The sequence below is a fragment of the Colwellia sp. M166 genome (assembly GCF_024585285.1).
Lineage (GTDB): Bacteria > Pseudomonadota > Gammaproteobacteria > Enterobacterales > Alteromonadaceae > Cognaticolwellia.
In genome coordinates this window covers 4,119,730-4,145,667 of sequence record NZ_CP040755.1, presented here as the reverse complement: position 1 = coordinate 4,145,667, position 25,938 = coordinate 4,119,730, and the positions used below count along the sequence as shown (strand labels likewise).

General features: G+C 39.2%; 17 protein-coding genes. 5 read left to right on the top strand and 12 right to left on the bottom strand.

What is annotated here, in order from left to right:
* The first annotated feature begins 114 nt into the window (after positions 1-114).
* Positions 115-1,362: a hypothetical protein gene (locus FGD67_RS18740; protein ID WP_257172560.1), complete on the top strand. Its 1,248-nt coding sequence runs from the start codon at positions 115-117 to the stop codon at positions 1,360-1,362.
* Positions 1,363-1,556: 194 nt separating this feature from the next.
* On the opposite strand, the gene FGD67_RS18735 is transcribed toward FGD67_RS18740, so the two are convergent.
* Both FGD67_RS18735 and FGD67_RS18730 read right to left on the bottom strand, forming a co-directional pair.
* Positions 1,557-1,808, bottom strand: a complete 252-nt coding sequence (locus FGD67_RS18735) for a DUF2999 domain-containing protein (protein ID WP_257172559.1) — start codon at positions 1,806-1,808, stop codon at positions 1,557-1,559.
* A 164-nt stretch (positions 1,809-1,972) separates the two neighbouring features.
* Positions 1,973-3,172, bottom strand: a complete 1,200-nt coding sequence (locus FGD67_RS18730) for a DEAD/DEAH box helicase (protein ID WP_257172558.1) — start codon at positions 3,170-3,172, stop codon at positions 1,973-1,975.
* Positions 3,173-3,490: 318 nt separating this feature from the next.
* Between FGD67_RS18730 and FGD67_RS18725 the strand changes: the two genes are divergently transcribed.
* Positions 3,491-3,823 (top strand): GIY-YIG nuclease family protein, encoded by a 333-nt coding sequence (locus tag FGD67_RS18725; RefSeq protein ID WP_257172557.1) that lies wholly within the window; start codon positions 3,491-3,493, stop codon positions 3,821-3,823.
* A gap of 500 nt (positions 3,824-4,323) precedes the next feature.
* Here FGD67_RS18725 and FGD67_RS18720 read toward each other — a convergent pair whose 3' ends face one another.
* Positions 4,324-4,566, bottom strand: coding sequence for a hypothetical protein (locus FGD67_RS18720; protein WP_257172556.1), 243 nt, complete (start codon positions 4,564-4,566; stop codon positions 4,324-4,326).
* Between the two features lie 139 nt (positions 4,567-4,705).
* Positions 4,706-5,608, bottom strand: coding sequence for a hydrogen peroxide-inducible genes activator (locus tag FGD67_RS18715; protein ID WP_257172555.1), 903 nt, complete (start codon positions 5,606-5,608; stop codon positions 4,706-4,708).
* A 308-nt stretch (positions 5,609-5,916) separates the two neighbouring features.
* On the opposite strand from FGD67_RS18715, the gene katG reads away from it, so the two are divergent.
* Positions 5,917-8,139 carry a catalase/peroxidase HPI gene (gene katG / locus FGD67_RS18710; protein WP_257172554.1) on the top strand — a complete coding sequence of 741 codons (2,223 nt, stop codon included), beginning with the start codon at positions 5,917-5,919 and terminating at the stop codon, positions 8,137-8,139.
* 165 nt (positions 8,140-8,304) lie between these two features.
* On the opposite strand, the gene FGD67_RS18705 is transcribed toward katG, so the two are convergent.
* From FGD67_RS18705 to FGD67_RS18670, 8 genes are all read right to left on the bottom strand, one after another.
* Positions 8,305-9,126 (bottom strand): zinc-dependent peptidase, encoded by an 822-nt coding sequence (locus tag FGD67_RS18705; protein WP_257172553.1) that lies wholly within the window; start codon positions 9,124-9,126, stop codon positions 8,305-8,307.
* Positions 9,127-9,528: 402 nt separating this feature from the next.
* A complete protein-coding gene (locus tag FGD67_RS18700; RefSeq protein WP_257172552.1) occupies positions 9,529-11,715 on the bottom strand; it encodes an OsmC domain/YcaO domain-containing protein in 2,187 nt (728 codons plus the stop codon).
* 328 nt (positions 11,716-12,043) lie between these two features.
* Positions 12,044-14,641 carry an exo 1,3/1,4-beta-D-glucan glucohydrolase gene (locus FGD67_RS18695; protein WP_257172551.1) on the bottom strand — a complete coding sequence of 866 codons (2,598 nt, stop codon included), beginning with the start codon at positions 14,639-14,641 and terminating at the stop codon, positions 12,044-12,046.
* The gene (locus FGD67_RS18690; RefSeq protein ID WP_373567799.1) at positions 14,638-15,915 is read right to left on the bottom strand and encodes a sugar MFS transporter; all 1,278 of its coding nucleotides are present in this window, start codon (positions 15,913-15,915) and stop codon (positions 14,638-14,640) included. The genes FGD67_RS18695 and FGD67_RS18690 overlap by 4 nt, the downstream gene beginning before the upstream one ends.
* Before the next feature lie 158 nt (positions 15,916-16,073).
* On the bottom strand, positions 16,074-19,025 hold the full coding sequence (locus FGD67_RS18685) for a TonB-dependent receptor (RefSeq protein ID WP_257172550.1): 2,952 nt from the start codon (positions 19,023-19,025) through the stop codon (positions 16,074-16,076).
* 91 nt (positions 19,026-19,116) lie between these two features.
* Complete coding sequence (locus tag FGD67_RS18680; RefSeq protein WP_257172549.1) at positions 19,117-21,783, bottom strand: glycoside hydrolase family 16 protein; 2,667 nt, start codon at positions 21,781-21,783, stop codon at positions 19,117-19,119.
* Positions 21,784-22,077: 294 nt separating this feature from the next.
* The gene (locus tag FGD67_RS18675) at positions 22,078-22,908 is read right to left on the bottom strand and encodes a LytTR family DNA-binding domain-containing protein (RefSeq protein ID WP_257172548.1); all 831 of its coding nucleotides are present in this window, start codon (positions 22,906-22,908) and stop codon (positions 22,078-22,080) included.
* An 8-nt stretch (positions 22,909-22,916) separates the two neighbouring features.
* A complete protein-coding gene (locus FGD67_RS18670) occupies positions 22,917-24,023 on the bottom strand; it encodes a sensor histidine kinase (protein WP_257172547.1) in 1,107 nt (368 codons plus the stop codon).
* Between the two features lie 222 nt (positions 24,024-24,245).
* On the opposite strand from FGD67_RS18670, the gene FGD67_RS18665 reads away from it, so the two are divergent.
* Together FGD67_RS18665 and FGD67_RS18660 are read left to right on the top strand one after the other, a co-directional pair.
* The gene (locus FGD67_RS18665; RefSeq protein WP_257172546.1) at positions 24,246-24,878 is read left to right on the top strand and encodes a TetR family transcriptional regulator C-terminal domain-containing protein; all 633 of its coding nucleotides are present in this window, start codon (positions 24,246-24,248) and stop codon (positions 24,876-24,878) included.
* Between the two features lie 46 nt (positions 24,879-24,924).
* Positions 24,925-25,911, top strand: a complete 987-nt coding sequence (locus FGD67_RS18660; RefSeq protein WP_257172545.1) for an MDR family oxidoreductase — start codon at positions 24,925-24,927, stop codon at positions 25,909-25,911.
* Positions 25,912-25,938: the final 27 nt, after the last annotated feature.

The following is a 25,938-nucleotide window of genomic DNA, read 5'->3' as shown; positions in this document are numbered from 1 at the left end:
CGCAAAGGTGTAGTAGTTCGCTAAAGGTAGTTTCGTTTAGGTTTAGTTACTCTAGCCATCTATATTTAGCCTATTAACAGGGCCATGTAAAAACAAACCAACGAGATTTAAATTATGAATCAAGATTTAAAGTTAATAATAAAAAACTATAAAGAAGATAAAGAAACCGTATATAACAGTTGGTTTGTAAATAATGATGAAAGATTAAAAGCATTTCGTACTATTCGAAGAGGCGTATTTAATGTCATTAAGGATATAAAGAATGGTAATTTTGGCAATGACTTTAAAGGCTCATCCTTAGAGTTTGTCTTGAACTGCATTACGGAGCAAAAGCAAATATTTAAAGGTGCTTCACATCCTTTTTATTGGAAACCAAAATTACGAATACCCGATATCTATGAAAATGAAGAAAACAAATTAGCTTTTGGCCAGTTTCTTGAAAAATGTATAAATGCCACAAAAGAAGAGCAACTACTTAAAGAAATAATCTTACTCGACAAAAGAAAAATTAAAGGCTTAGGCCCTGCGGTTGCAAGCATTATGTATTTTTTACACCCGACAATTATACCACCTTGCAATACCGCCATTGTTAATGGTTTTAATTCACTATTTAAAGATAAAGTTAAGCTCGGTTCATGGGCTGAATATTTAAGAATGAGAGAAATTATAATTGAAAAAAACAATGAATTGAAATTTGAATTATCAAATGATTTAGGCGCTTTTGCAGGTCTTTTATTTGATGTTGGAGAAAAGAAACTATTAATTAGCAACGATCATATTTCTGATGAAGAGAGAGTAAAAATAGATAAGAAACTCAAAAAAAGGCACAAAGAAGTAATAAACGAAATGGAGGAAGAAGATCTCCATACAGAAATGCAATATCACATTATGACCATTGGCGGAGCTATAGGCTATGATGTTATCGCAGCTTCAAATGACCGTTCAAAATGTCACAATGGTAACAGTTTATCATTCATTAGCCTTAATAAATTTCCTGAATTAAAAGTCGCAAAAGATACATACAAAACTATCAGATTGATTGATGCTGTATGGTTTGACAAAGACACAGACAATATCGCTTGCGCTTTTGAAGTAGAAAAGAGCACCTCTATATATTCAGGAATATTAAGACTCACCGACCTGCATTATTCCTTTAAAAAAAATCCTCCGTCTTTATATCTCATCATTCCGGATAATCGAGAAAAAGACGTTTTATTACAACTACAAAGACCATCTATAAAAAATAACAACATTGAAATACTCTACATATTGTTTTCCGAATTAAAAAACAACTGTGATGCAATATGCAAGTTTGGCGAAGATAAAGAAATACTTAGAAAAATATCAAAAGTTGCTAATTGAAAAATCATATAAGAACTGCTGTTTCCGACAATTTAAAGCAACACGTTTTTGCATTTAAAAGAAAACAGAAAAATTGAAGGCCCCCACTTAAAAAGCGACATAAAAAACTGCTGTTGATTAAACTTATACCATTTTACTAAGTTTCTTGGGGGCGTTCAAAATTCTGTGTCAGCTTAAATTTTTAAATAGCCAATTTACTTATTTAGTGCTGCTTTAGCTGCTTCAACTTTACTAAAATCAAGCCCTAACTCATCAACTGCTTCTTTAATTAACGCTGGATTTTGCATTAACAGCATCATCATAGCTTGTAATTTTTCTTGTGGAATACCTAATTGCTGCACGGTTGCCATTGCCATTAATGGGTTTTCTGTTAGTGCTTGAAATACAGCTTTGGTTTGTTCATCGCTAACGTTATGTTCTTTCAAAATTGCAATAATTGGATTCATCAGTTTTCCTATTTCCTACTTGTTTGTTTATTAATTTCTACACCCGCAATTACAGTTAATATTGGTGCTTGAGGCATACATTTCAACTTAAACAGGTAATATACTAGCGCTTTGTTCTTACCCACTTATGATTTAGCTTTATTAATTAAAGTTAACCATTAATATTAATTACGTTTATTTTTTGGTACATAATTTAAAATTGACAGTGGCACAACTTTCTTAACCGGAAATTCATCAAATTCTTTACGATCAATAATATGCCCCAACCTGCTTTCAATCGCGCATAAGTTTCTAAAGTTGTCTTTAGCAACAAAAGAAACCGCTTCACCACTCTTACCCGCACGGCCGGTACGACCAATACGATGAATATAGTCATCAACCTTATCAGGTAAGTCATAATTAACCACACGAGCTAATTCACCAATATCAATACCGCGTGCCGCAATGCCCGTGGCAACTAGAAAATTAATCTTACCCGCCTTAAAATCATTTAGTATTTGTTCTCGTACGGCTTGGGTACGACCACTATGAATTGACTCAGCTTTAATGCCGCGTTTTTCCAATTGACTAACAAGCTTTGCAGCACCATGTTTTGTCTCAATAAAAATTAATGCCTGCTGCCATTGCTGCTCTTTAATTAAATAACTTAATAACGCTGACTTATTAGTTTTATCCACCGTTACTAACCACTGGGTTATTTTTGGTTTTGATGCTTGGCTTTTAGTAACAGAAATTTCAGTAGCACGATGAATAGTTCGTCTTGCTAAGGCTCTGATATCATCAGAAATGGTCGCAGAAAACAATAAGTTCTGTCGTTGCTCAGGTAAGCGTTCAATAATCTTATTAATGTCGTCGATAAAGCCCATATCCAACATCCGATCGGCTTCGTCCAAAACAAAAGCTTCCAGCTGGTCAAAAACTACCGCACGTTGATGTGCCATATCAAGTAATCGTCCAGGCGTGGCAACAAGGATATCAATTCCCCAAATTAAGCGTTGCTTCTGCGGCTCTATTTCTGTGCCACCATACATTGCCATAGAACTGATATCCAAGTATTTACCGTATTGAGCAATACTCGCTTCCACTTGCACTGCTAACTCACGCGTTGGCGTTAAAATCAGCACACGAACGCGTTTACCACGTAAATGACGCTCTTCATCACCTTTAGCGGCGCTTAATCTTTCTAACAATGGTAAGACAAAACTGGCCGTTTTTCCTGTGCCGGTTTGCGCGGCAGCTATAATATCTTTACCTGATAAAATAACAGGTATCGCCTGTTTTTGAATTTCAGTAGCTTCAGGGTAATTTAAATCAGCTAGCGCGTTTACGATTGGGGCTGACAATCCAAGTTGGGAAAATGGCATTAAAAATCTCTTCAGGTCTATACATACGAACAAATGAGGAAAATTAGATAATTCTCTCAATATTAGTGGCGATTATAGCATTAATAACCCAGAGCATGTAGCCAACTTTATGATGGTTAGAGTGGGCATTTAAAATGCTTAAGTCGTCATTAACTGACTACCCAAAAGTATGAAAATTACTTATAGATATAACAGCTTACAAAAATTCAATAATTATAAACTTTGTTATACTACAATTTCATTTATCATGTTTTTAGTTGTGTTACTAAAACGGTAATGTCATAGTTAATATAATCATCTACTTAGATTAATTGTGTAATGGAAAATACTGATAATAAAAATGATAACGATGACATTTCTTATGGCAATGTTTACGTAATGACTCATTCATTTTTTAGTGACGTGATAAAAATTGGCTGTACCCCAACCGACCCAGACGAGCATGCAATAGCACTATCAGAAAAAACACCAGGTGACTACAAAGTCGTGTTTTCGTTAAAATGTGCCAATCCCTGTAAAGTAAAAAATCAAATTCGTGAATATTTAAATGCTAAAGAGTACGTAAATGAATTTTATCAAGTTCCCGCTGAAGTAGCAGAAAATCTTCTAAAGCGCGAAAGCTTAAGGATCCCTATTTTTAACGCAAATTAAATTGTCACCCGACTATTTATTTGAACTTATGATAAGCAACCTGACTAACAATCAACATTTCACTACCTGCGCTACATAAATAAACCTAGGTACTTGCTGCTTATAGCCGTTGTTTTTTAGTTTAAGCGTGCTTAGTTAATAAAGGAAAATAGCATTAAAGGCATAATACCAAACCGATTAAGTTTGTTCTCTCTCAGCGGTTATCGAATCGCTGACAAGCTCCCCAAGGGTGATTTTAAAAGGCTTACAGGCCGCGTTATTGTTCGATAAGGCTCTCACAGGGATGTGAGTCATTAGAACAACATAGGAGCAGTTGTCGAGAATAACCATTATCTTCAATCAATGCCTTACCTACATGGATGTTGGTCCTTAGCTTCAGTCTGGAACTGTGAACCTGTGCCGCTTAGCCTTTTAAGTTTCACTGACTGGAAAAAAACTTAGAAGAATTGGTATAATTTTATATTGCATCGCCTTTTTACTCCCAAGTATGGGAATTTATCCTATTCATTACTCAAACAACGAACTATTTTTACTATCAGTTTATTACTCAGGTGTTTATGGTCCCTCATTTTATGACTCACTTTCTTCAGTTGGCAATGCTGATCACCATAGTAATCATTAGCATAATTGCATTCGACATATTGCTGATTAATCATTTCAGTATTGGATTTATTTGTTAGACTCAATAAGGCTTGCGTGTTATCAGTGATACTTTCAATGATGTTGTTAATTATATTTTTCATGTAATCGACCTGTGAATGAATAATAAGTTTATTGTACCGACCTTTTTCATACAGTAAATTTGATAAAATTAATAAAGTAATTCTAAAAAATAGATGCATAATATTATTGAATGAGCACTATTCTCTACCAAAGTAAGCTTTAATGGCACTTTTTCGCGAGTTGTTCACTAAAGATATCACGCAATAGTGTCAGCTCATTGGTTCTTACATAATTAGGCCTAATAACTAATGCTATAGTACGATGTGGTCCTGGCTCGTTTAAATGAATCGCTCTAATTTCTGATTCATCATAAATTAACTGATCTAGCGCCATTTGGGGTACTAACGTTGTACCTAACTTACCTGCCACCATTTGAATTAAGGTATGCAAACTGGCTGAGTCAAAGTCGGTGTCTTGTTTATCATTTTGCATACTACATGCGGCTAATGCTTGATCTTTTAAGCAATGACCATCTTTTAACAGCATTAACTTATCAATTTCTAATTCTTCACTGGTGATTTCCTTTAATTGACTTGAGCATTCATCTTTATGGCTAACCCAGTAAAAGTCTTCTTGCCAAAAATCAAAGTTCATTAAACCATGAATAGGAAATGGTAACGCCAGTATAGCGGCATCAATATCACCGTTTCTGACCATATCAACTAATACCTGAGATTGTTCTTCAATTATTTTCAATTTAAAATTTGGATGTTGTCGTCTAACTTCGGGTAATACTTTAGGTAACAAATAAGGACCGATTGTAGGAATAACACCAATAGTCATAGAATTAATGAATGATGCCTTATTCGCTTGCGAAAGTTGCAGTAACTCATCTAATTCAAGTTTAACTTTCTTTGCTTTATCTAAAATTAATTGACCATTACTTGTGATCAATACTTGCTTATTATTACGCTCAAAAATGGTGGTACCTAACTGTTTTTCAAGTTCAATAATCGCGGTGCTTAACGCAGATTGTGAAACATTACAGGCATCTGCCGCTTTCTTAAAGTGCAAGGTTTTCTCAACAGCTAAGGCATAGTGCAATTGTTTTAATGAAATCATAATTTTCCGTTTTCAACATCTGTTGATATCACTGATATCAGGTTAACATTGATAGTTGTTATTGAACGTAAAGCTCAGTTTAATCAATTTTTTATATTATATCATCATAGATAAGCTTATCTGACTCCCAAAGTACTGCCTTCTTTTAAAAAGAACATTAAGCCAATGATTTAAAATGGTAAACCTAACCATTGAAAAAACAGAACACTATCTTCCAATCAATCAATTATAAAAATAAGCAAAGCAGCTCTATGCTTTAAGCATCAAGATTTACCTAAATATATCAAAATAAATGTCGGGGAATAATTATGCTTAAAAAATCACTTCCATTAGCTGCCGCAATATCAGTAGCGATATCAACAATCACCTTATCGACTTCAGCACTCGCTGCAACAGTCGCTAAAACTAACCAATTCTGGTGGCCTGAGCAATTAAACCTCAGCCCTTTGCGACAACATGGCGCTGAATCAAATCCATATGGCGAACAATTTAATTACGCAAAAGAATTTGCCACAGTTGATATAGCTCAGCTAAAAAAAGATATTGAAACAACACTAACAGATTCAAAAGCCTGGTGGCCTGCCGATTGGGGACATTATGGTCCATTGATGATCAGAATGGCGTGGCATAGCTCCGGCGTTTATCGTGTCCATGATGGCCGTGGCGGTGCCTCTGGCGGACAACAACGTTTCGATCCACTCAATAGCTGGCCTGACAATGTCAACCTCGATAAAGCTCGTCGTTTACTCTGGCCGGTAAAACAAAAATACGGTCGTAAAGTTTCATGGGCTGATTTAATGGTGCTTTCTGGTAATGTTGCTCTAGAATCTATGGGCTTTAAAACACTAGGTTTTGCTGGTGGCAGAAGCGATGACTGGGAGCCTGACCTTGTATACTGGGGCCCTGAAACATTGATGCTTGACGACAAGCGCCGAGATAAAAAAGGTAAGCTAAAAGGTCCTCTTGCCGCTGTAGAAATGGGTTTAATTTACGTTAACCCTGTTGGCCCTCATGGCAACCCAGATCCACTGCTTGCTGCTAAAGACATTCGAATGTCATTTGGTCGCATGGCAATGAATGATGAAGAAATTGTCGCGCTTTCTGCTGGTGGTCATACATTAGGCAAAGCTCACGGCGCGAAAAAACCAGAGAAATGTATCGGCGCAGAGCCTGGTGCAGCACCAATCGAACAGCAAGGTTTAGGTTGGAAAAACAGCTGTGACTCAGGAGTAGGTGCAGATGCAACCGGTAGTGGCTTAGAAGGCGCTTGGACTGTTACACCAACAAAATGGTCGTCAAACTATCTTGATAATTTAATGAATTTTACTTGGGTTAAAACCAGAAGTCCTGCTGGCGCTATTCAATGGACTCCGAAAGAAAAATTCGCTGCTAATTTAGTGCCTGATGCTCATATTCCTAATAAACGTAATGCCCCTATTATGTTTACCACTGATTTAGCATTAAAAGAAGATCCGAGCTTTCGAAAAATTGTTGAACGCTTTAGAGCTGATCCAAATGAATTTAACAAAGCATTCGCCAAAGCTTGGTTCAAGTTAACTCATCGTGATATGGGACCAAGAGCACGCTACGTTGGCGCTGAAATTCCAAGTGAAATATCATTATGGCAAGACCCTATTCCTGAAGTTAACGGGGCATTAATTTCAGCTACTGATATTAGTAAGCTTAAAAAACAACTGTTAAATTCGGGGCTTTCTAGTGAAGAGTTAATAAGAACAGCTTGGGCATCAGCGGCAAGTCATCGTGTTACAGACATGCGAGGAGGCGCAAACGGTGCTCGAATTCAACTTGAGCCACAAAAGAGCTGGCAGGTAAATAATCCCGCTGAACTGCAAGGTGTATTAGCTAAACTTAAAGCCGTACAGCGTGACTTTAATCAGCAATCATCAAATAAAAAAGTTTCGTTAGCTGATTTAATTGTCTTAGGTGGTGCTGCTGCAATCGAGCAAGCCGCAAAAGCGGCAGGACACACAATTAACGTGCCTTTTAGTGCCGGTCGTGCTGATGCAACTCAAGCCCAAACAGATGTAAAATCTTTTAATTACTTAAAACCTGATGCTGACGGATTTCGTAATTACTACAACGATGATAGTTACATGTCGCCTGCCGAAATGTTAGTTGATAAAGCCAACTTTCTTGGTCTAAATGTACCTGAAATGACGGTTCTTGTTGGTGGTATGCGTGTATTAAACGCTAACTATGACGGTTCTTCTTCTGGTGTATTTACTAAAACTCCGGGTGTATTAACAAATGACTTTTTTGTTAACTTACTTGATATGTCAACAACATGGCGTAAAAATGAAGCTCAAGCAGGCTTATACCAAGGTTTTGATCGCATGTCGGATACATTAAAATGGCAAGCAACACCGGTGGATTTAATTTTTGGCTCTAGCTCTGAACTTCGTGCTATTGCAGAAGTTTATGCCTCTGATGATGCATCGGACAAGTTCGTTAATGACTTTGTTAAAGCCTGGGTTAAAGTCATGCAACTAGATCGCTTTGACCTTAAATAAGCGAAGATGACATAAAGTAGCAATGATCGTGTTTTAGGCTGATATTGTGAAATGATAGCGTTTTGAAATGGTGGTCTTTTGAAATAAAGTTGTCATAAAACCGGTAAAAACAAAAAGCGAGTAAAGCTATCTAATAGCACTACTCGCTTTTTTATAGTTAGCCCATTACCACTGCATTGGGTCAACTTTATAATACTGGGTTAATTGTCGATATAGCTTTGGATGCTGGTGATTAAATTGCTTAGATTGCTCAAAAAACACTTCCGTTGCCACCGCAAAAAATTCTGCTGGGTTTGTTGCCCCATAATAATCAAATAGCGATCTTGCCCCGGTATTAGCCTGCTTTTTTAGTAGCTCAAATTGTTTGGAAAAAACTTCTGACCAACATTGATAGCTTTGTCCACTGTCTAATATTGGTGCGCCATTAGCACTGCCATCTTCTTGGTCAAGTTGATGGGCAAATTCATGAATGACCACATTACGGCCATCATCTGGAATTTCTGCCCCTTCTAAGGTATCTTGCCACGACAAAACCACTTTACCAAAATCCCAAGATTCGCCAGCTAAAACTAATTTTTGAGTAAAATAAACCCCGTCTCCACTGCGTGTTTGTTGCTGTTTAACAAAGGCACTAGGATAAACTAAGATGGTTTGCAATTTCGGGTAATAGTTAGTTTTACGATTAAGTAACAACAAACAAGCTTGTGCTGCGATGGTGATTTTTATTTCATCAGTGATCACCACACCATTACAGCCCACAAATTCTTTTTCAGCTATAAACACCTGAATATGCTGTTTTAACTGTAATTGTAGATCTGCCGGCATCTTTCTGAAATAAGGAATTCTTTGTTGAATAATTTTTCGCCATGATTTTTTAAACGGTTTAGCTTTTATCAAGCGACGTTTATGCTCCAACCAATAAGGCTTTCCAGCTAAATAGGCAATGAGTAGTAAACCAATAAATACAGGTAGTAAGTATGACAACATATTAAAATAACCAGATAAGCTTTATTAGTAAATGTGGACAAGTGAATCAAATAGCAAATTATTTTTATATATCAGTCTTATAAAGCCTTGATAATAGATAAATTAAAAATAATTAAAAATAATTAAAAAAAAGATAAAACAATTTGAACTTAACTCACAATAAGCACTCATACTAGGTGAGAGAATTTATTTCCCTAGTGTTTTATGTTTTTATAATGCGTTTACTTATTTATAGTAAACGCTTTTTTTTGGCTGAAATTTAGCCAAAAAAAAGTCTTACAACTTATAATTTAAATTCTTTGTTAATCCGCAGCCAATAAAAAAGCCAATAGCTGAAATAGGCATTGGCTTTACGTAGCGTTACACTTTATTGTTTAGCTAGCTATATTTTAGCCAGCATTATTAACTTCCAGCGGCTATTTTTCGCGCTTGATGCAATTTTTTATAGCTATCGATTAATCTTAAATGTTTATCTAAGCCTTCAAGGTTCATGCTGGTTTCGCTAAGACCGAAGAACTTAACATCGCCATTGATAGAGCCGATAACATTATCCATCACACTCTGACCAAACATGCGAGTAAAATTCACTAAGAAGTCTTCAAGTTCCATTTCTTCATCTAAAGCAATTTCAAGTACCGCCTGCATCGCTTGATAAAACAGACGTCGTTCAACAGTGTTATCGTTAAATTGTAAGAACTCTTCTACTAGTTCTTGTGCAGCTTCCAAAGCGCCTAATGCCAAATAAATGAGTAACTTAAGCTCTAGAATTGTCAGTTGTCCCCAAACGGTATTTTCATCGAATTCAATACCAATTAAGGTACGAATATCAATATAGTTATCAAGTTGGCTATCTTCTAAACGGGTCACTAAACTTTCTAACGCGTCATCATCCAAAATATGCAAGTTGAGGATATCTTCACGATAATTTAGCGCCTTATTGGTATTATCCCAAATGAGGTCTTCTACCGGATAAATTTCTGAATAATCAGGCACTAATATACGACAAGCGGTTGCACCAAGTTGGTCAAATACTGCAACATAAGCCTCTTTACCTAAGTCTTTTAAAATAGCGAATAAACAGTCGTTTTCTTCTGCACTGCTACCAGAGAAATCCCACTCACTGAACTCATAATCATGCTTATTGCTAAAGAAGCGCCACGAGATCACCCCTGTTGAATCAATAAAATGTTCAACAGCATTTTCTGGCTCTGATACCGCCAAACTATTAAAAGTTGGTCTTGGCACATCATTTAAGCCTTCAAAACTACGACCTTGTAGCAATTCAGTTAAACTGCGCTCTAACGCCACTTCAAAACTTGGATGCGCGCCAAAAGAAGCAAATACGCCACCGGTTTTAGGGTTCATCAGCGTGACACACATCACCGGAAATTGACCACCTAAAGACGCATCTTTTACGACAACAGGGAAGCCCTGATCTTCAAGCGCTTGGATACCAGCAAGAATGCTCGGGTATTTTTCAAGTACGTTTTTAGGTACATCGGGTAAAACAATTTCTTGCTCGATGATCTGTCTTTTTACCGCTCGTTCAAATATTTCAGACAAGCACTGTACTTGCGCTTCAGCTAAGTTATTACCTGCGCTCATGCCATTACTTAAAAATAAATTTTCAATTAAGTTAGATGGGAAATACACCGTTTCACCATCTGATTGACGCGTATAAGGAATAGCGCAAATACCACGGTCAATATTACCCGAATTTGTATCAATTAAGTTAGAGCCGCGCAATTCATCATCGGGGTTATAAAGCTCAAGACAATGATCATCTAAAATACCGCTAGGTAAGTCATCACTTTCATCTAACTCAAACCATTTTTCATTTGGGTAGTGAACAAAGTCACTGTTGGCGATGTCTTGACCTAAAAACTGATCATTATAGAAAAAGTTACAGTTAAGACGTTCAATAAACTCACCTAAGGCAGAGCAAAGCGCGCTTTCTTTGGTTGCCCCTTTACCATTGGTAAAACACATTGGCGAGGCAGCGTCACGAATATGCAATGACCAAACATTCGGGACAATATTACGCCACGAGGCAATTTCTATTTTCATACCAAGGCCAGCTAATATAGCGGTCATGTTGGCAATGGTTTCTTCAAGCGGTAAGTCTTTGCCTAAAATAAAAGTACTGGCTTGTTCTGTAGAACCTGACATCAACATGGCCTGTGCGTCTTCTTCAAGGCTATCAACAAGATCTACTTTGAATTCAGGACCTGTTTGTATCACTTTTTTAACCGTACAACGATCAATAGAGCGTCTGATGCCTAATCGATCTTTTTCTGAAATACTTTCTGGCAATTCAACTTGAATTTGAAATATTTGCTTATAACGATCTTCAGGGTCAACAATGTTATTTTGTGACAAACGAATATTTTCAGTTGGAATATCGCGAGAGTTGCAATAAACCTTGACAAAGTAAGCCGCACACATCGCCGAAGAGGCAAGAAAATAATCAAAAGGTCCTGGCGCTGAGCCATCACCTTTATAGCGAATAGGTTGATCGGCGATGACGGTAAAGTCATCAAATTTAGCTTCAACTTTTACGTTGTCGAGAAAATTAACTTTAATTTCCATTGAATTGGGCCCTACAATTGACTGCTGTTCTTGGTTATATTTCTGTTTGAAATCTTACCAAATAGCGAATTTATCTTAATGAGGGGAATTATCGTTTTTTTTGCCCGAATAGTCTTGGGTTAATTACACAAAGTGGAGAAATAGCCGGATAAATCTAGCAAGGGGTATGAAAATAGTGGCTAGTCAAAGGTCAAATTAGCACGGTTATTGTTTTCGATCGTTATATCGCAACGTAAGTTAAAAATAAAGGCCGATAAAAGCTACCGACCTTATATACCCAAATCACTTGAAATTGGTTTGGGTATAAAACACATCACTGAGTCTGTCATTAAGGACAATTGATTGAAAGACGCTCTTGCTCATTTTCTGGTGATTCAAAAATAATATTACTGACAGAGATCTTAGCAGTCCCTGCGGTATATAGTGCAAATGGCGAAACAATTTTATCCATTTGTATACCTTGCTTAGCAAAACAGCGTAAATCTATCGCAATATCTTGCCACTGCCCGGCAGGAAGGGCTTTTAACTGTTTTTCGATATTGACAGCGGCGCGGCAGCTCCCCATAGCATCACCTTCAGACTCACAATGCATTTCAACGAAAACTGGCTTATTGGCCGTTTTATTGAAAGCACCGTCATGCTTTATGGTCATCACTAATGACGACTTTTGCTCAAGTTCAAACGATAGGTCTTCTCTGAAACTGCTAGAAAAAATAATTCCCGCTTTCGCACTACCGTCAGTTTCAAAACGAAAAGCATCTTCTTGTACGACTTTATCAACAGTACGATACACAATACCCGGCAACATCGCGCTATTCGACAGCAACTCAGCAGCTTGCAATGAAGACGTTAAAAACATCCGCCAAGGCTTAGCCACTTGGCCAGAAAAAACCACGGTGCTTTTTGCTAGACTTGCATCCGTGCTTAACTGCTCTGACAAACCATCAAGTGGGTATTTTTGCTTTTGCTGGGTGTCACCTCGGTAAGTTAAACCGTAGCCATAAGGTAACAACGGCTGGTAGTCGTCATCAAATCGGTTAACCGTTTGCGTTGCTGTTTTTGGCCAAGAAAAGGAAAGTTTACCTTTAAAGTCATGCTGGTTCTTATGAGCTTTATCGGTTAAAAGCACATCAGCAACCGCCTTACCTTCAGAGCCAGGTAACCAAGCAGCAACAAAAGCATCACTCGCATTAAGCTCAGCATTTACCCAGAGAGGTCTGCCACTGATAAAAACACTGACCACGGGAATACCTTGGCTTTTAAGTTTTTTCAATAGCGCCAAGTCAGTTTTCAAACCGCGTTGATAAGCTAAATTATCTTTATCGCCATGACCTTCTGCATAGGGTTCTTCACCAAAAACTACAATAGCGACGTCAGGTTTTTGTTGGTACTGGCCATTTTCACTCAGTGAAATAGTACCGCCGGCAGCTTGAACTTGTTGCGCAAGTCCATCATATATTGACGAGCCGCCAGGAAAATCTGCATTGCTATTATTGGTACCTTGCCAAGTTATACTCCAACCGCCTGACTGCTTGCCGATATTATCAGCGGCATCACCGGCAACTAAAATATTCAACTTAGGTGAAAGCGGTAATATATTGGCTTTGTTTTTCAGCAGCACTAATGACTCGCGCACGGCTTGTCGGGCCACCTCTCGATGTGCTTCACTACCAATAAGTTCGGTTTTCCCAGAATACAGTCGTTTAGCAGGACTTGGTTTACTAAATAGTCCTGCTCGTAATTTAACCCGCAGAATACGGCTAACCGCATCATCAATACGAGATTGTGGGATAACACCTTGTTTAACTTGCGCTATAGTGTTTTCCAGTAAGGGTTTCCAAGCATCGGTTGGCACCATAAAAATATCCAAACCAGCATTAGCGGCTTGTGGACAGTTATCATTCGTACAACCAACAATTTGTCCGTGACCATTCCAGTCGCCAACAATAAAGCCATCAAAGCCCATTTTTTCTTTTAATACCTCGGTTAATAAATAACCATTGCCGTGTATTTTATCACCGTGCCAACTATTAAATGACGCCATTACTGATTGCGCGCCAGCAGTTAAACCGCCAACATAACCTTGGGCATGAATGTTATATAACGCTTGCTCTGATGATATATTATCACCTTGATCATCACCGGCTATCGTACCGCCATCACCAATAAAATGTTTAACGGTACTGATCACGCGATCATCACCTAAAAAATCACTGCCCGCATGCCCTTGTAAACCTTTGACTACTGCAGCAGCATAAGATTTTACAATTTCAGGATCTTCAGAGTAACCTTCATAGGCACGGCCCCAGCGATCATCTCTCACCGTTGCAACGGTTGGTGCAAACACCCAGTCAATCCCCGTCACCATCACTTCTGTCGCCGTTATCTTGGCAATTTTTTCAACTAACTCAGGATTATAAGCGGCTCCCAAGCCAATATTGTGGGGAAATAAAGTCGCACCAATAACATTATTATGACCATGAACAGCGTCCGTACCCCACATAGTTGGGATCGTAGAACCATCGAGAGAATCATCAATTGACGCTTGATACATTGCTTCTGCAAGCGCAATCCAATCCTGCGGTGTTGCATGTTTATTATTATTGGGGAATGCGCCACCGCCATTAAGATAAGAGCCAAAACCATATTTACGCATATCCTCAGTGGTGATATCACGAATTTCTGGTTGGATCATTTGCGCAATTTTTTGCTCTAAAGTCATCGTTGACAACATTGTTTTTACTTGTTGTTCAAGGGCGGCATCGGTTTTAACGGCTGAATTTATTGTTGGCCAAATTGATAAATCGCGATCAGATTGTTCGGTACTCGCTTCATGGTTACTTGCTTGTTCTTGAGTTGCTGAGTTACAGCCCTGCATCGCAAGAAAAACGGCAGCCGAGAGCAGAGCAAAGGTTAATTTATTCATGATGCACGCTCCTGAGTAGAAGCTGCAGTTGGCGTAGCGCCACTCATGCCGTAATAAACAATATACCCATAACAAAATACCGGGATAACAAATGACAATTGCACGCCAACAAGATCAGCAAGAACACCTTGCAGCAACGGTACAATCGCACCACCAACAATGGCTAAACAAAGAATACCGGCACCTTGACTGGTATGTTTATCTAAACCATTGAGCGCTAGACTAAAAATAGTCGGAAACATAATAGAATTACACAGACCTACTAATAAAATGGCCCACATCGCAACAACACCACTGGTCAGTATAGCAATAGTCACTAATGCCAGCGCAAAAAGCGCATTAAAACTAAGGGCTTTATTAGCAGAAATTTTTTGCATAACAACGGCACCAATAAAACGGCCAACCATGGCTCCGCCCCAATAATACGTTAAGTATTTTGCGGCTTGTGATTCTTCTAAACCTGCAATATTGGCTTCACCAAAAAAGTTAATTAAAAAGCTACCTATTGACACTTCAGCGCCAACATAAACAAAAATTCCTAACGCGCCTAAAACTAGATGACGATATTGCCACGCAGAGCCTTCTAGCACTTCATCAGCTTGGATTTCTGCACTGCTAATATGCGGTAACTTTAACCAAGCAAAAACAGCAGCCAATAGTAATAAAGCCGCGGTTAATATTAAATAAGGCACTTTCACTGAATCTGCCGAAGGCGCAACTGACATCGAGCTTGCCGCTTCATTAAGAATAAACAAAGCTCCTAAATATGGCGCAACCGTTGTACCTAATGAATTAAAGGCTTGGGTCATAGTTAGGCGTGACGACGCCGATTCTTTTGGTCCAAGCAAAGTAACATAAGGGTTTGCAGAAACTTGTAAAATAGTGATACCACTTGCTAAGACAAACAAAGCTGACAAAAACATCGGGTAACTGTGCATTGATGCTGCCGGATAAAACATCAAACAACCTAAGGCAGCAACAACTAGCCCTGCGACTATGCCTTTTTGATAACCCACTTTTTTCACTAGCTGCCCGGCCGGTAATGACACTAAAAAATATGCGCCAAAAAAGCAAAACTGCACCAACATTGATTGCGTGTAAGTTAAAGCAAAAATAGCTTTTAAATGAGGAATAAGAATGTCGTTTAAGCAGGTAATAAAGCCCCACATAAAAAACAATGTTGTTAATGAGATCAGCGCAAAACGATTTTGATTCGGTGAACCAATATTAGCGTCGCTATGTTGGCTGTCTAATACAGCTGAAGTGCTAGCCATAAGAAAAGTCCTATACAATGGAAATAGCATGTCATGTGCTGTCAATATTCATTAAATTAAGCTTCAGCAAGTTAATGAATATATTAGTGGTACATCACAAGACAAAATTTAGAGAAATGTGCGCCTACAGATCATGCAGGCGCTACGTTTATGACCGATTACCTAAAGCTATAACGAACACCTAAGGTATATCTTGAACCATACTGATTAGCAGATAAGAACTGTTCTTCATAGCGACCGAAAGACTCTTCCGTTTCGTTATTTAAATTAACAGCTTCAACAAATACCGTGAAGTTATCGTCAATATCATAGTTAACGCTCATATCAATCTGACCAAATTCTTTAGCAAACTGTGGAGGAGCATCATTTGAGCCCTGATCTTGACCAACACCAATGAGATACTGATCACGCCATGCGTAAGTAACCTTCACCGACAAACCATATTTTTCATAAAACACTTGAAAGTTTGCCGAATCACTTAAACCAACGAGAGGCGATTGCTGCTCAAGGCTTTGTGTGTCAAATTCAACATCACCATCAACAAAGGTAGCATTAGCACCAAAGCCAAAGCCTGATTCACCAAAAAGATGCTGAATTGCGACTTCAACACCATCAACCATTTTTTCATCAGAGTTATAGGGCTCGCTGATATCCCACGCCATAAGTGGATCATCGGCATTAGGAACAAGGTAACCTTGAGCATTTAAGGTGGCGCCATTTTCTTGCATTCTGGCAAAAATATTATCGCCGGTAGTTGATATGCCTTCAGCGGAAAGATCAGCTACCGCTTGTGCATAGCGCGGTCCCATAGAGATATCGCGTATTCCCTCGTATTGCGCAACGCTACTGCGAGTACTGATGAAATTTTTAACATCTTTTCTAAAGTAACCAACAGCAGCATAACTGCCCTCGGCATAATAGTACTCAAGACTGAAATCTAAATTTTTAGACTCATATGGGTCTAAATCTGTATTACCTTGGCTGCCCGTACGCGAATCCAAACCCGGACTTGGGCTTAATGCTAAGCCACCCGCTAAGTTGCCCAAAGGCGCGCGAGAGATAGTTTTGCTCCAAGACGCTCGAGCGACAATATCATCGGTTAAGTCAACACGAACATCGATCATCGGTAAAAGAATGTCGTACTCACCTTCTTCAACGTAGAAGTTATTTTCACCTGAGGTATATTGCGTTAACCACTCCGTTCCTCCTAGCCACCAAACATCATTGGGAACATCTTGTAAAACATTACTTTTTACTTCTGTTTCTTCGTAACGTAGACCAAAATTCACCTGTACTGGAAAGTCTGCGACATCAAAATCCCACAAAGAAGAAACATAAATACTGTTGGTATTTTCTTCTACCGAACTTTCTGACTGAATGCTACCGTCTCGATACGGGTCGGTACTAAAATAATCATCGCCTAGCAGGTCTTGGTTTAAATAAGCTTGTGAACGAGCCACCGCTTCATCAAAGTCAAAACTATAGTAATATCCTGCGCCAATCGGATTACTGCCATTTGAGAACTGGTCCAAAAAGCCACTTGTGCTGTTGTAATTAAACATACTGTCTGGAAATGCTGCAGAATAATTGGGGTTAAATAAGAAACCACCAATTAGGCCACTCCAAGCATTTGAGCCACCCATTTTTTGTTCTGTGCGAGCAAAACCAAACTTAACGGTCATCAACGAAAAGTCATAAGGATTTTCCCAAACACCATCAATTTGCAATTGTTCTACTTCAGCTTTGCCTGGACTATGAATAAATTGACTAAAATGTGAATCCATTTCACTGGGCGCTAGTGTCGTAGAGCCATTTCGCCAAAAAATTGTGCCCTGCGGAATATCACCACTTCTAAAGTCATAATGTTTAGTGACTAACTGATCAGAACCAAAAACCAATGAACCAGTGCCATTCATGCCTTTGTCTTTGCCGTTATCTTCTTCACTTTCTGAATCATGATAATCGACTGAGAAACTCAACTCATCGCTTGCTTGCCATTCAACATTAAAACCCAGTGACTTTTCACTGACTTCAGTGGTATCACGGTTGGCCGTATAAGAGCCATCGTTACCAGATAAATCGGCAAATAATACTGTGCCATTGCTATCGAGTTCATAACTATTAATGTTACCGCCATAATCGTGCCATTGCCCCCAACCTACTGAATTTGTACCTGTGGTAGATTCACCTAGGGTGTAATCTAGGGTAATAACTAAGCTGTCAACTGGCGCGTATTGCAAGGTCAGATTGGCATTAGTTCTTTCACGTTCAACGTCAGCAATACCATAATTCATATCGCGAGGAAAAAACGCCCCTGCGGCTGCATTAGCACTACGATTATCAATAATTTTATCTGCATCTAATGTCGGTAATTGAGCATCTGGCTGAAATTGCCAACCTTGTATATTTGCCGATTGCTTTTGGAAATCGCGTTCTTGGTGAGAGAAAGAAAACGCTAAACCAAAGGTTTCATCAGCAAAAGTATTACTGTATAACGCTGAAAACTCGGGTGTAATATCATCACCGGTGACATTGGATTCATCATAAATACCTTTCGCCGATAGGGTATATTTTTCTCCCGGACTTTGTAGTGGTTTAACGGTAACAATATTGACTGTTGCACCTAAACCACCGCTAGGTTGTTCACCTCGTGCGGTTTTATATACTTCTAATGCCGAAACACCATCAGATGATAAGTTTTCTAAACTGTATGAACGAGAATTACCCGTACCTGGCATTTGTCGGCCATTTAAGGTAATTAAATTAAAATCAGGTCCAAAGCCACGTACAGTAATTTCGCTACCTTCGCCATTAGAGCGACTCACTGAAACCCCTGTAATTCGTTGTAAAGATTCCGCGAGGTTTGTGTCAGGAAACTTACCCATTTCTTCGGCAGAAATAGCATCAACAACCCCTGACATGGATCTTTTTAAATTCATTGAACGGATCAAGCTGCCCTTAATACCTTTAACTTCAATTACTTCTATTTCGCCATCAGTTTTTTCTACTAAATTTTCTTCGGCTGCAATTAGTGGTGCACTTAGGCCTGTCGCTAAAATTGAAGAGATCGCCAATGCAATAGGTTTTTTTAAGAATTTTGAATTTTTCATTTTCACCCTACTTCTTATAATTTGTTTGTTAATAGCGGCTTTAGTGTTTTTGAAAGCCGCTTAACTTTAATTTCTATCGATTACGTGGCTATTAATTCGTTGGCTCGTAAATCATCATGTTGTCTAGACGATAAACGGCACCTTCACCTTCGCCCCATGCAGGAAATACCATAACGACATCGATACCACTAATATCTAAGCCCGCATCAAATAATTGTTGCAGTGTGAATGTATAGGTTTGCCATTCGCCGGACACTGGAGCCGCACCTTCAACACTGTCGGTAAGCGGCATTTCTGCAAACGTGGCATTATTGTTTGCTTCAATTTTTAATATCCAAGCAGCGCTACCAGGCATTGATGTCACTTTCATTTCGAATTGAACGACGCCATTAGCTAGCATTGCTGACGCATCAACCGGTGCAGGATTTTCGACAAACTCTTCTCGTGCAATAATTCCCATGACAGTTGGCTGTGCGCCAATTGAAAACTCGGCAGTGATACCATGAGCCGTGTCGTCCGCAACAAGTGCCGGTGTTGTGCCACCACAGCAATCCCATAAAGCCCAACCAACAGCCGGCGCTTCAGCAAATAAGGTATTAACACCTGTCGCTGCGGTAGGATCATAAATTTTAACGTTATCTACACGATAAATAGCGCCTTCACCCGCACCCCATGCTGGAAAGATCATTAAGACATCAATGGCACTAACATCTAGGCCAGCGTCAGCTAAATCAGATAAGTTAAAGGTATAGGTTTGCCATTGTTCTAAAGCAGGAACAACGGCTTCAACGCTGTCAGTTAATGGCAGCTCTACAGAGCTGGCATTATTATCTGCTTCAACTTTAAACAACCAAGCAGCATCACCAGGCATTGACGTTACTTTCATATCAAACTGGATAACACCATTAGATAGAATGGCAGAAGCATCGAATGGAGCGGGGGTATCGGTATTAGCGGCGCGAGAAATAAAGCCCATAACCGTTGGCTCTGCACCAATTGAAAATTCGGCTACATTTCCGTGTGCATCATCATCTAATTCAACCGTTGGTGTTGAACCGCCACAACAATCCCACATTGGCCAGCTAGGGTTCTCATCATCGCTAAAAACGACAAGCTCTGGTGAAGCGCCAACATCACCCTCAATAGCGATATTGGTGATTAAATATTCTGCACCTTCGCCCGTTCCCCACGCAGGGAATATCATCACCACGTCAATAGCGCTTAAATCAAGACCTTTGTCCTGTAAAAATGCTAATTCAAAGGTATAAGTTTGCCATTGGCCGATAACCGGCTCCGCCCCTTCACTACTTTCACTCAGCGCTACATCACCCGTATTGGGACCACCGTCGCCAGATTCTGATTTGAGTATCCATGTTGTTGCCGAGGTAGGTGGCGTTATTACTTTCATTTCAAATGATAATCGACCATTTAGATCAACGAGAGGTGAGGCATCAAACGGGCTGGATACGCCGGAAAAACCTTCAGGAAAATGTCCATCTCTGGTTGAAAAACCTAATACCGTACCGTTATTGTCGTTAATATTAAATTGCACGACATTGCCTTTATCGACATCAGCAATGACTGCCGGTGTTGTACCACCACAACAATCCCATGCGGTCCAATTAACATCTAATTCACCATCAAATATTGCTAGGTTTTTTGCTACACCATCACTCGGAGGCAAAGGTACCGGGGCTTTACCTTCAACTAGACCGTCTTCTAAGTCATCATAGCCCGAACGCACCGTATCACAGCCTTTACCTGTTTCAGGATCAGACATACATTGGTAAACTCGCACGTAGTCAACATCAAACGTGTTACCGACACCAAAAGCCGCGGCGTCGACACCCGTAGCATTAACATTTTCAGGCCAATCTCCACCAACCGCAAAGTTTAAAATTAAATAAAAATCTTTATCAAATGGCGCCGTATCCCAAAAAGTGGTGAGTTCGCCGGAAAGTTGCTGATAATATTCAGTAAACCAACCTTTATGCGCTAAACCTACCGCTTCATCCTTACTGTTGTAACGTACTTTTGATTGACGTTGCGTAGCGTATAAGTAGTTATCCATATACCAACGAATTTCACCTTCTTGCCATTCGATGGCATAGGTATGAAAATCATCAGCTGGGTTAACGCCGCTTTCTTGATTGTATGCTTGGCCTGATGAAGAGTTATTTGGCCAAGCTTTACCGTAATGTAGTGTGCCGTAAATATTATTTTCTGCACTACCGTCTTCTCTTGCCACACCTAAATTAACTGACTCAACGATATCAATCTCACCAGAACGAGGCCATTCGCCATATTCTTCATCCGTTGGCATCATCCAAAATGCTGGCCAACTGCCTTGTCCTGAAGGAAGCTTAGCGCGCATTTCTATGCGACCATATTTAAAATCAGCTTTGTAACGCGTGATCATGCGTGCTGAGGTAAAAGGCAATGCGGCGCCCTCTTCGGCCGGTAACGCTACAAGACTTAAGGTACCGTCTTTTACGTAAGAGTTTTCGACATTAGCGGTATAGCATTGTTTCTCTTGATTACCACCGCCATTACAGTCAACTTCATGCGTCCAATTCTGTGCATTGATCGCTTCGCCATCAAATTCATCACTCCACACTAAGGCCCAATCACTGACAGGTTGTTGCGGATCAATTTTATCCGGTTTAGTTTCGGTTTCTGCACTACCGCCACAGCCAAGCAACGACATTGTCGATACTACAGCAAGCAATTGTGTTATTTTCTTCGCAGCTTTTATCATAATTTGTTTTCCAATTACCCAACTATTTTACTGTGCTTTATAAACCTATTGATTTTAGTATTATTTAATTAAGATTTATTTAACACCATAGCTCGGCAGCCACATCATTATTTGCATAACGAGTGCAGACTACCCCCTGAAATCATACTGATATAAATTACAAATAGTTACAAACAAAATGCGCTATGGTGGTTGCTGCATGCGGCATGGGCGATTTTTTATCATGTGGCAAGATGAAACGATACAAAAGCACGATAAAGAGGTTAAAGCATTTGAACTAGGCACTTATTGCTATTAAATTTGCTTAGATTCGACAATTTTCTGAATGTCAGAGCTGAAGTTACGACTGACTTTGAGATGGACATCATCACCTAGCTCAAGAATACTTTCACTATTACGTAATGGCTTAATATTCTTGATACAGTTAACGTTGACCAGGGTAGATTTATGTATTCGAGAAAATATTTTAGGATCTAACTGGCTTTCAAGCTTTTTCATGGTAATACGCACGACATGCGTTTCATCATTGGTATGCACACACATGTAATCACCTGCAGCATCAATCCAGCGAATATCATGAATCGATAAAAACACCTTTTCATGATCGTTATTTTTGATCACAAGCTCTTGCACAAACGGTGTCGGTAATGGTTTATCTGACTCTAACCAATCTTCAAGTTCCGACACGGCTATGCCTGAACTTTCACCCAGAGCACGTAAAAGCTTGAACTTCTCTTTAGCTGAATCAACCGGTTTAACTCGCTGCATTATCCGCTCTACCGTTTTTTGCAAACGGCCTAAGTTAGCCGGTTTCATCACGTAGTCAATGGCGTTGAGTTCAAAGGCATCTAAAGCATATTCGCCATAGGCGCTAACAAAAACCACCATAGGTAAAATATCAGCTTGTAAAGCTTGAACAACTTCAATGCCATTAAGACCTGGTAAACGCAAATCTAAAAAAAGCACATCAGGCGACAGTGTTTGACATAAATGAATGGCTTGATCGCCGTCACTGGCCTCCGCAATGACCTCAATTTCAGGTATTTTTTCTAGCCGAAGTCGCAAGCCCTCTAAAGCCAGCGGTTCATCGTCGACAATTAATGCGGTAAGTGGTTTATTAATCATAGCTAAACTTAACTCTCGTAGGGAATAGAGATAGACACCATAGTTCCACCCTCATCAGTAGCGGTAATATCAACATGGTAATCGCCACTAAACATAGCATTTAATCTCGCTTTGGTATTACTCATACCAATGCCGAAACCATCACTGACTTTAGCTTGGGTTTCTTGGCCATTATCCGCTACTTGTATTATCAAACGCTCGGCTTCTTTTTTAGCGATAATACGAATTTTACCACCTGACTTTCTTAGCTCAATAGCGTATTTAATGGCATTTTCCACCAGTGGTTGCAATAACATGCTTGGAACTTGACAATCTAACACGGTTTTACAAACATCAATTTCAACTTTAAGTCGATTAGCAAACCTTACCTTTTCAATAGATAAGTATAGTTCAATTAACTCTAACTCTTTTTGTAATGTCGTTTTACTTTTATCATTTTTATCCAGTGAATAACGAAAAAACTCACATAACTTATCAATCATTTCATTGGCGGTTTCATTCTCATTTTTATAAATAAGTGTTGATATAGCATTCATGGTATTGAACATAAAATGTGGATTAAGCTGATAACGTAACATTTGTAGCTGTGCGTCTTTAGCAGCGGTTTGCGCCCGCAGAAGCATTTCATGCTCACCTTGTAACTTAGTGTTATAGAGCATAATAAAATAAATAGAAGTCCAGACAAACATCGTCGTTAGAGAGAAGAGTAACCAGCCACCAAACTCCAACATGTCCCACGCTTCGTTCCACTCTTGCTGATAAACCAAGACTTTATAGAAACTCAACTTAATGACATTAAAGACTAAGCCTAAGGTTGCCGCCGACAGAAAACTTAAAAACAAGGTTTTTTTTAGCGGAAAATGCACAATTTTGCGTATCAGCTGCCATTGCAAATAAGACAATAAAAAACCGCTGAGCGTTTCCAGCACTAAATTGATCATTTGTCCTGAAAAATTAAAACTCTCTTGCGCTATTTGCGGCCGAATAATCGCAAAGAAAACCACCACGGCGTAGCCCAACCAGCCAGATATTTGCAAAATCCAAAACTGATGACTTTGCTTAGAAAAAGCTTGTGGCCCTAATTCAAGTGTACTTTCAGTGCTTTTAGCTTCCATAGTGTCCATTTCAAGTTAGTAAGTTACTGCTATTCACAGTCTGTAAAGATATAACATATGCTAACAAACGAGCAACAAATGCGGCAAAGCGTGACAAATCTGCGACAACTCATGACAAGCACAACAAACCAGAGTAAAAGATTAACATCGTCATACTTTTATTTTTACCTTTATTTTATATTGCGCTTGCATTTAACTAGACAGTCGGTCTAATATAAAATAATGAAGATAAATAACACAACAATAAAACGTGGCCGACCAGCTAAGTCAGGCCGAAGCAGCAGCCAAACTAAACAAGCATTAGTGCAAAGTGGCGTAGAATATTTTACTGAGTTTGGCTTTGCCGCTTCAGGGCTTGATCAAATTTTAAAAAAAGTATCCGTACCCAAAGGCTCTTTTTATCATTACTTTGCCAATAAAGAAGCATTTGGTATCGCAGTGATTCAAGAATACAGTCACTATTTTGCCAAAAAACTAGATTTACACTTACTTAATGAAACAAACAAACCGCTAGTGCGCATTGAAAGTTTTGCTAACGACGCGAAAGCTGGTATGACACGCCATAGTTTCAAGCGTGGTTGCTTAATTGGCAATCTTGAACAAGAGGTAACCTTATTACCAGAAAGCCATCGACAGCAACTATTAGATACCTTTGATATCTGGCAAAAAAAAATAGCTTGTTGCTTGCAATTAGCCCAACAAGAAGGCGCGATTAATACTGCACTTGATTGCAATACACTAGCAAGTTTCTTTTGGATGGGCTGGGAAGGTGCTATCGCCAAGAGTAAATTGACAAAAAACTTACTACCTATCGATACTTTTATCGGTTCATTTTTGCAATTAATCGCAAAATAATTTTTTAACTATATTAATAGACGATCGGTCTATATTGGAGAGAGTTATGTTTAAAAGTTTAGTGATCAATAAAGATGACAGCCAAGGCTATCACACCCAAGTTAAAGAGCTTAACGAAGCAGACTTACAAGACGGTGATGTGCTTATTAAAGTACTGTACAGCACCATTAACTACAAAGATGCACTGGCCATTTCAGGTAAAGCTCCCGTCGTTAGGCGCTTTCCCATGATACCTGGTATCGACTTAGTCGGTGTGGTCGAGCAATGTGACAATAGTAAATTTGTCGTTGGCCAACATGTTTTACTTAATGGCTATGGTGTCGGTGAAAAATACCTTGGCGGCTTATCACAAAAAGCTCGTATTAATAGTGAGTTTCTTATCCCGTTGCCCAAAAGCATAACACCATTTAATGCGATGGCCATTGGTACCGCAGGCTATACTGCAATGTTGTCGGTCATGGCTTTGGAAAAACAAGGAATTACACCTGAAAGTGGCAGTATTTTAGTCACCGGAGCAACTGGTGGTGTTGGCAGCTTTGCAATTAGAATTTTAGCTGAGCTTGGCTATTCAATAACAGCATCAACTGGCAGTACTAAACAAGCGGCATATTTAAAGCAGTTAGGAGCAAACGAAATTATCGACCGAGCTGAGTTATCAGCACCAGGTAAGCCACTGATGAAAGAACGTTGGGCTGCTGCAATTGATTCTGTTGGTAGCACAACGCTAGCAAATGTATGTGCCAGTATCAATTACGGTGGTTGTGTTGCCGCCTGTGGTTTAGCGCAAGGTATGGATTTTCCTGCGACAGTTGCACCGTTTATTTTAAGAGGTGTTTCACTACTCGGTATCGACAGTGTTATGCGTCCACAACAAGATCGCTTAGATGCATGGGCACGACTTGAAAAGACTAAGTTAGCCGATAAAATATCGAAGATTTCCACAACAGTGGGATTAGAGGCTGCCATTGAAGTTGCCGACCAATTACTTGCCGGCAAAGTGACAGGTCGCGTTGTTGTTGATGTGAATGCTTAAGCAGTTTAATAGATAACTATTTGAATC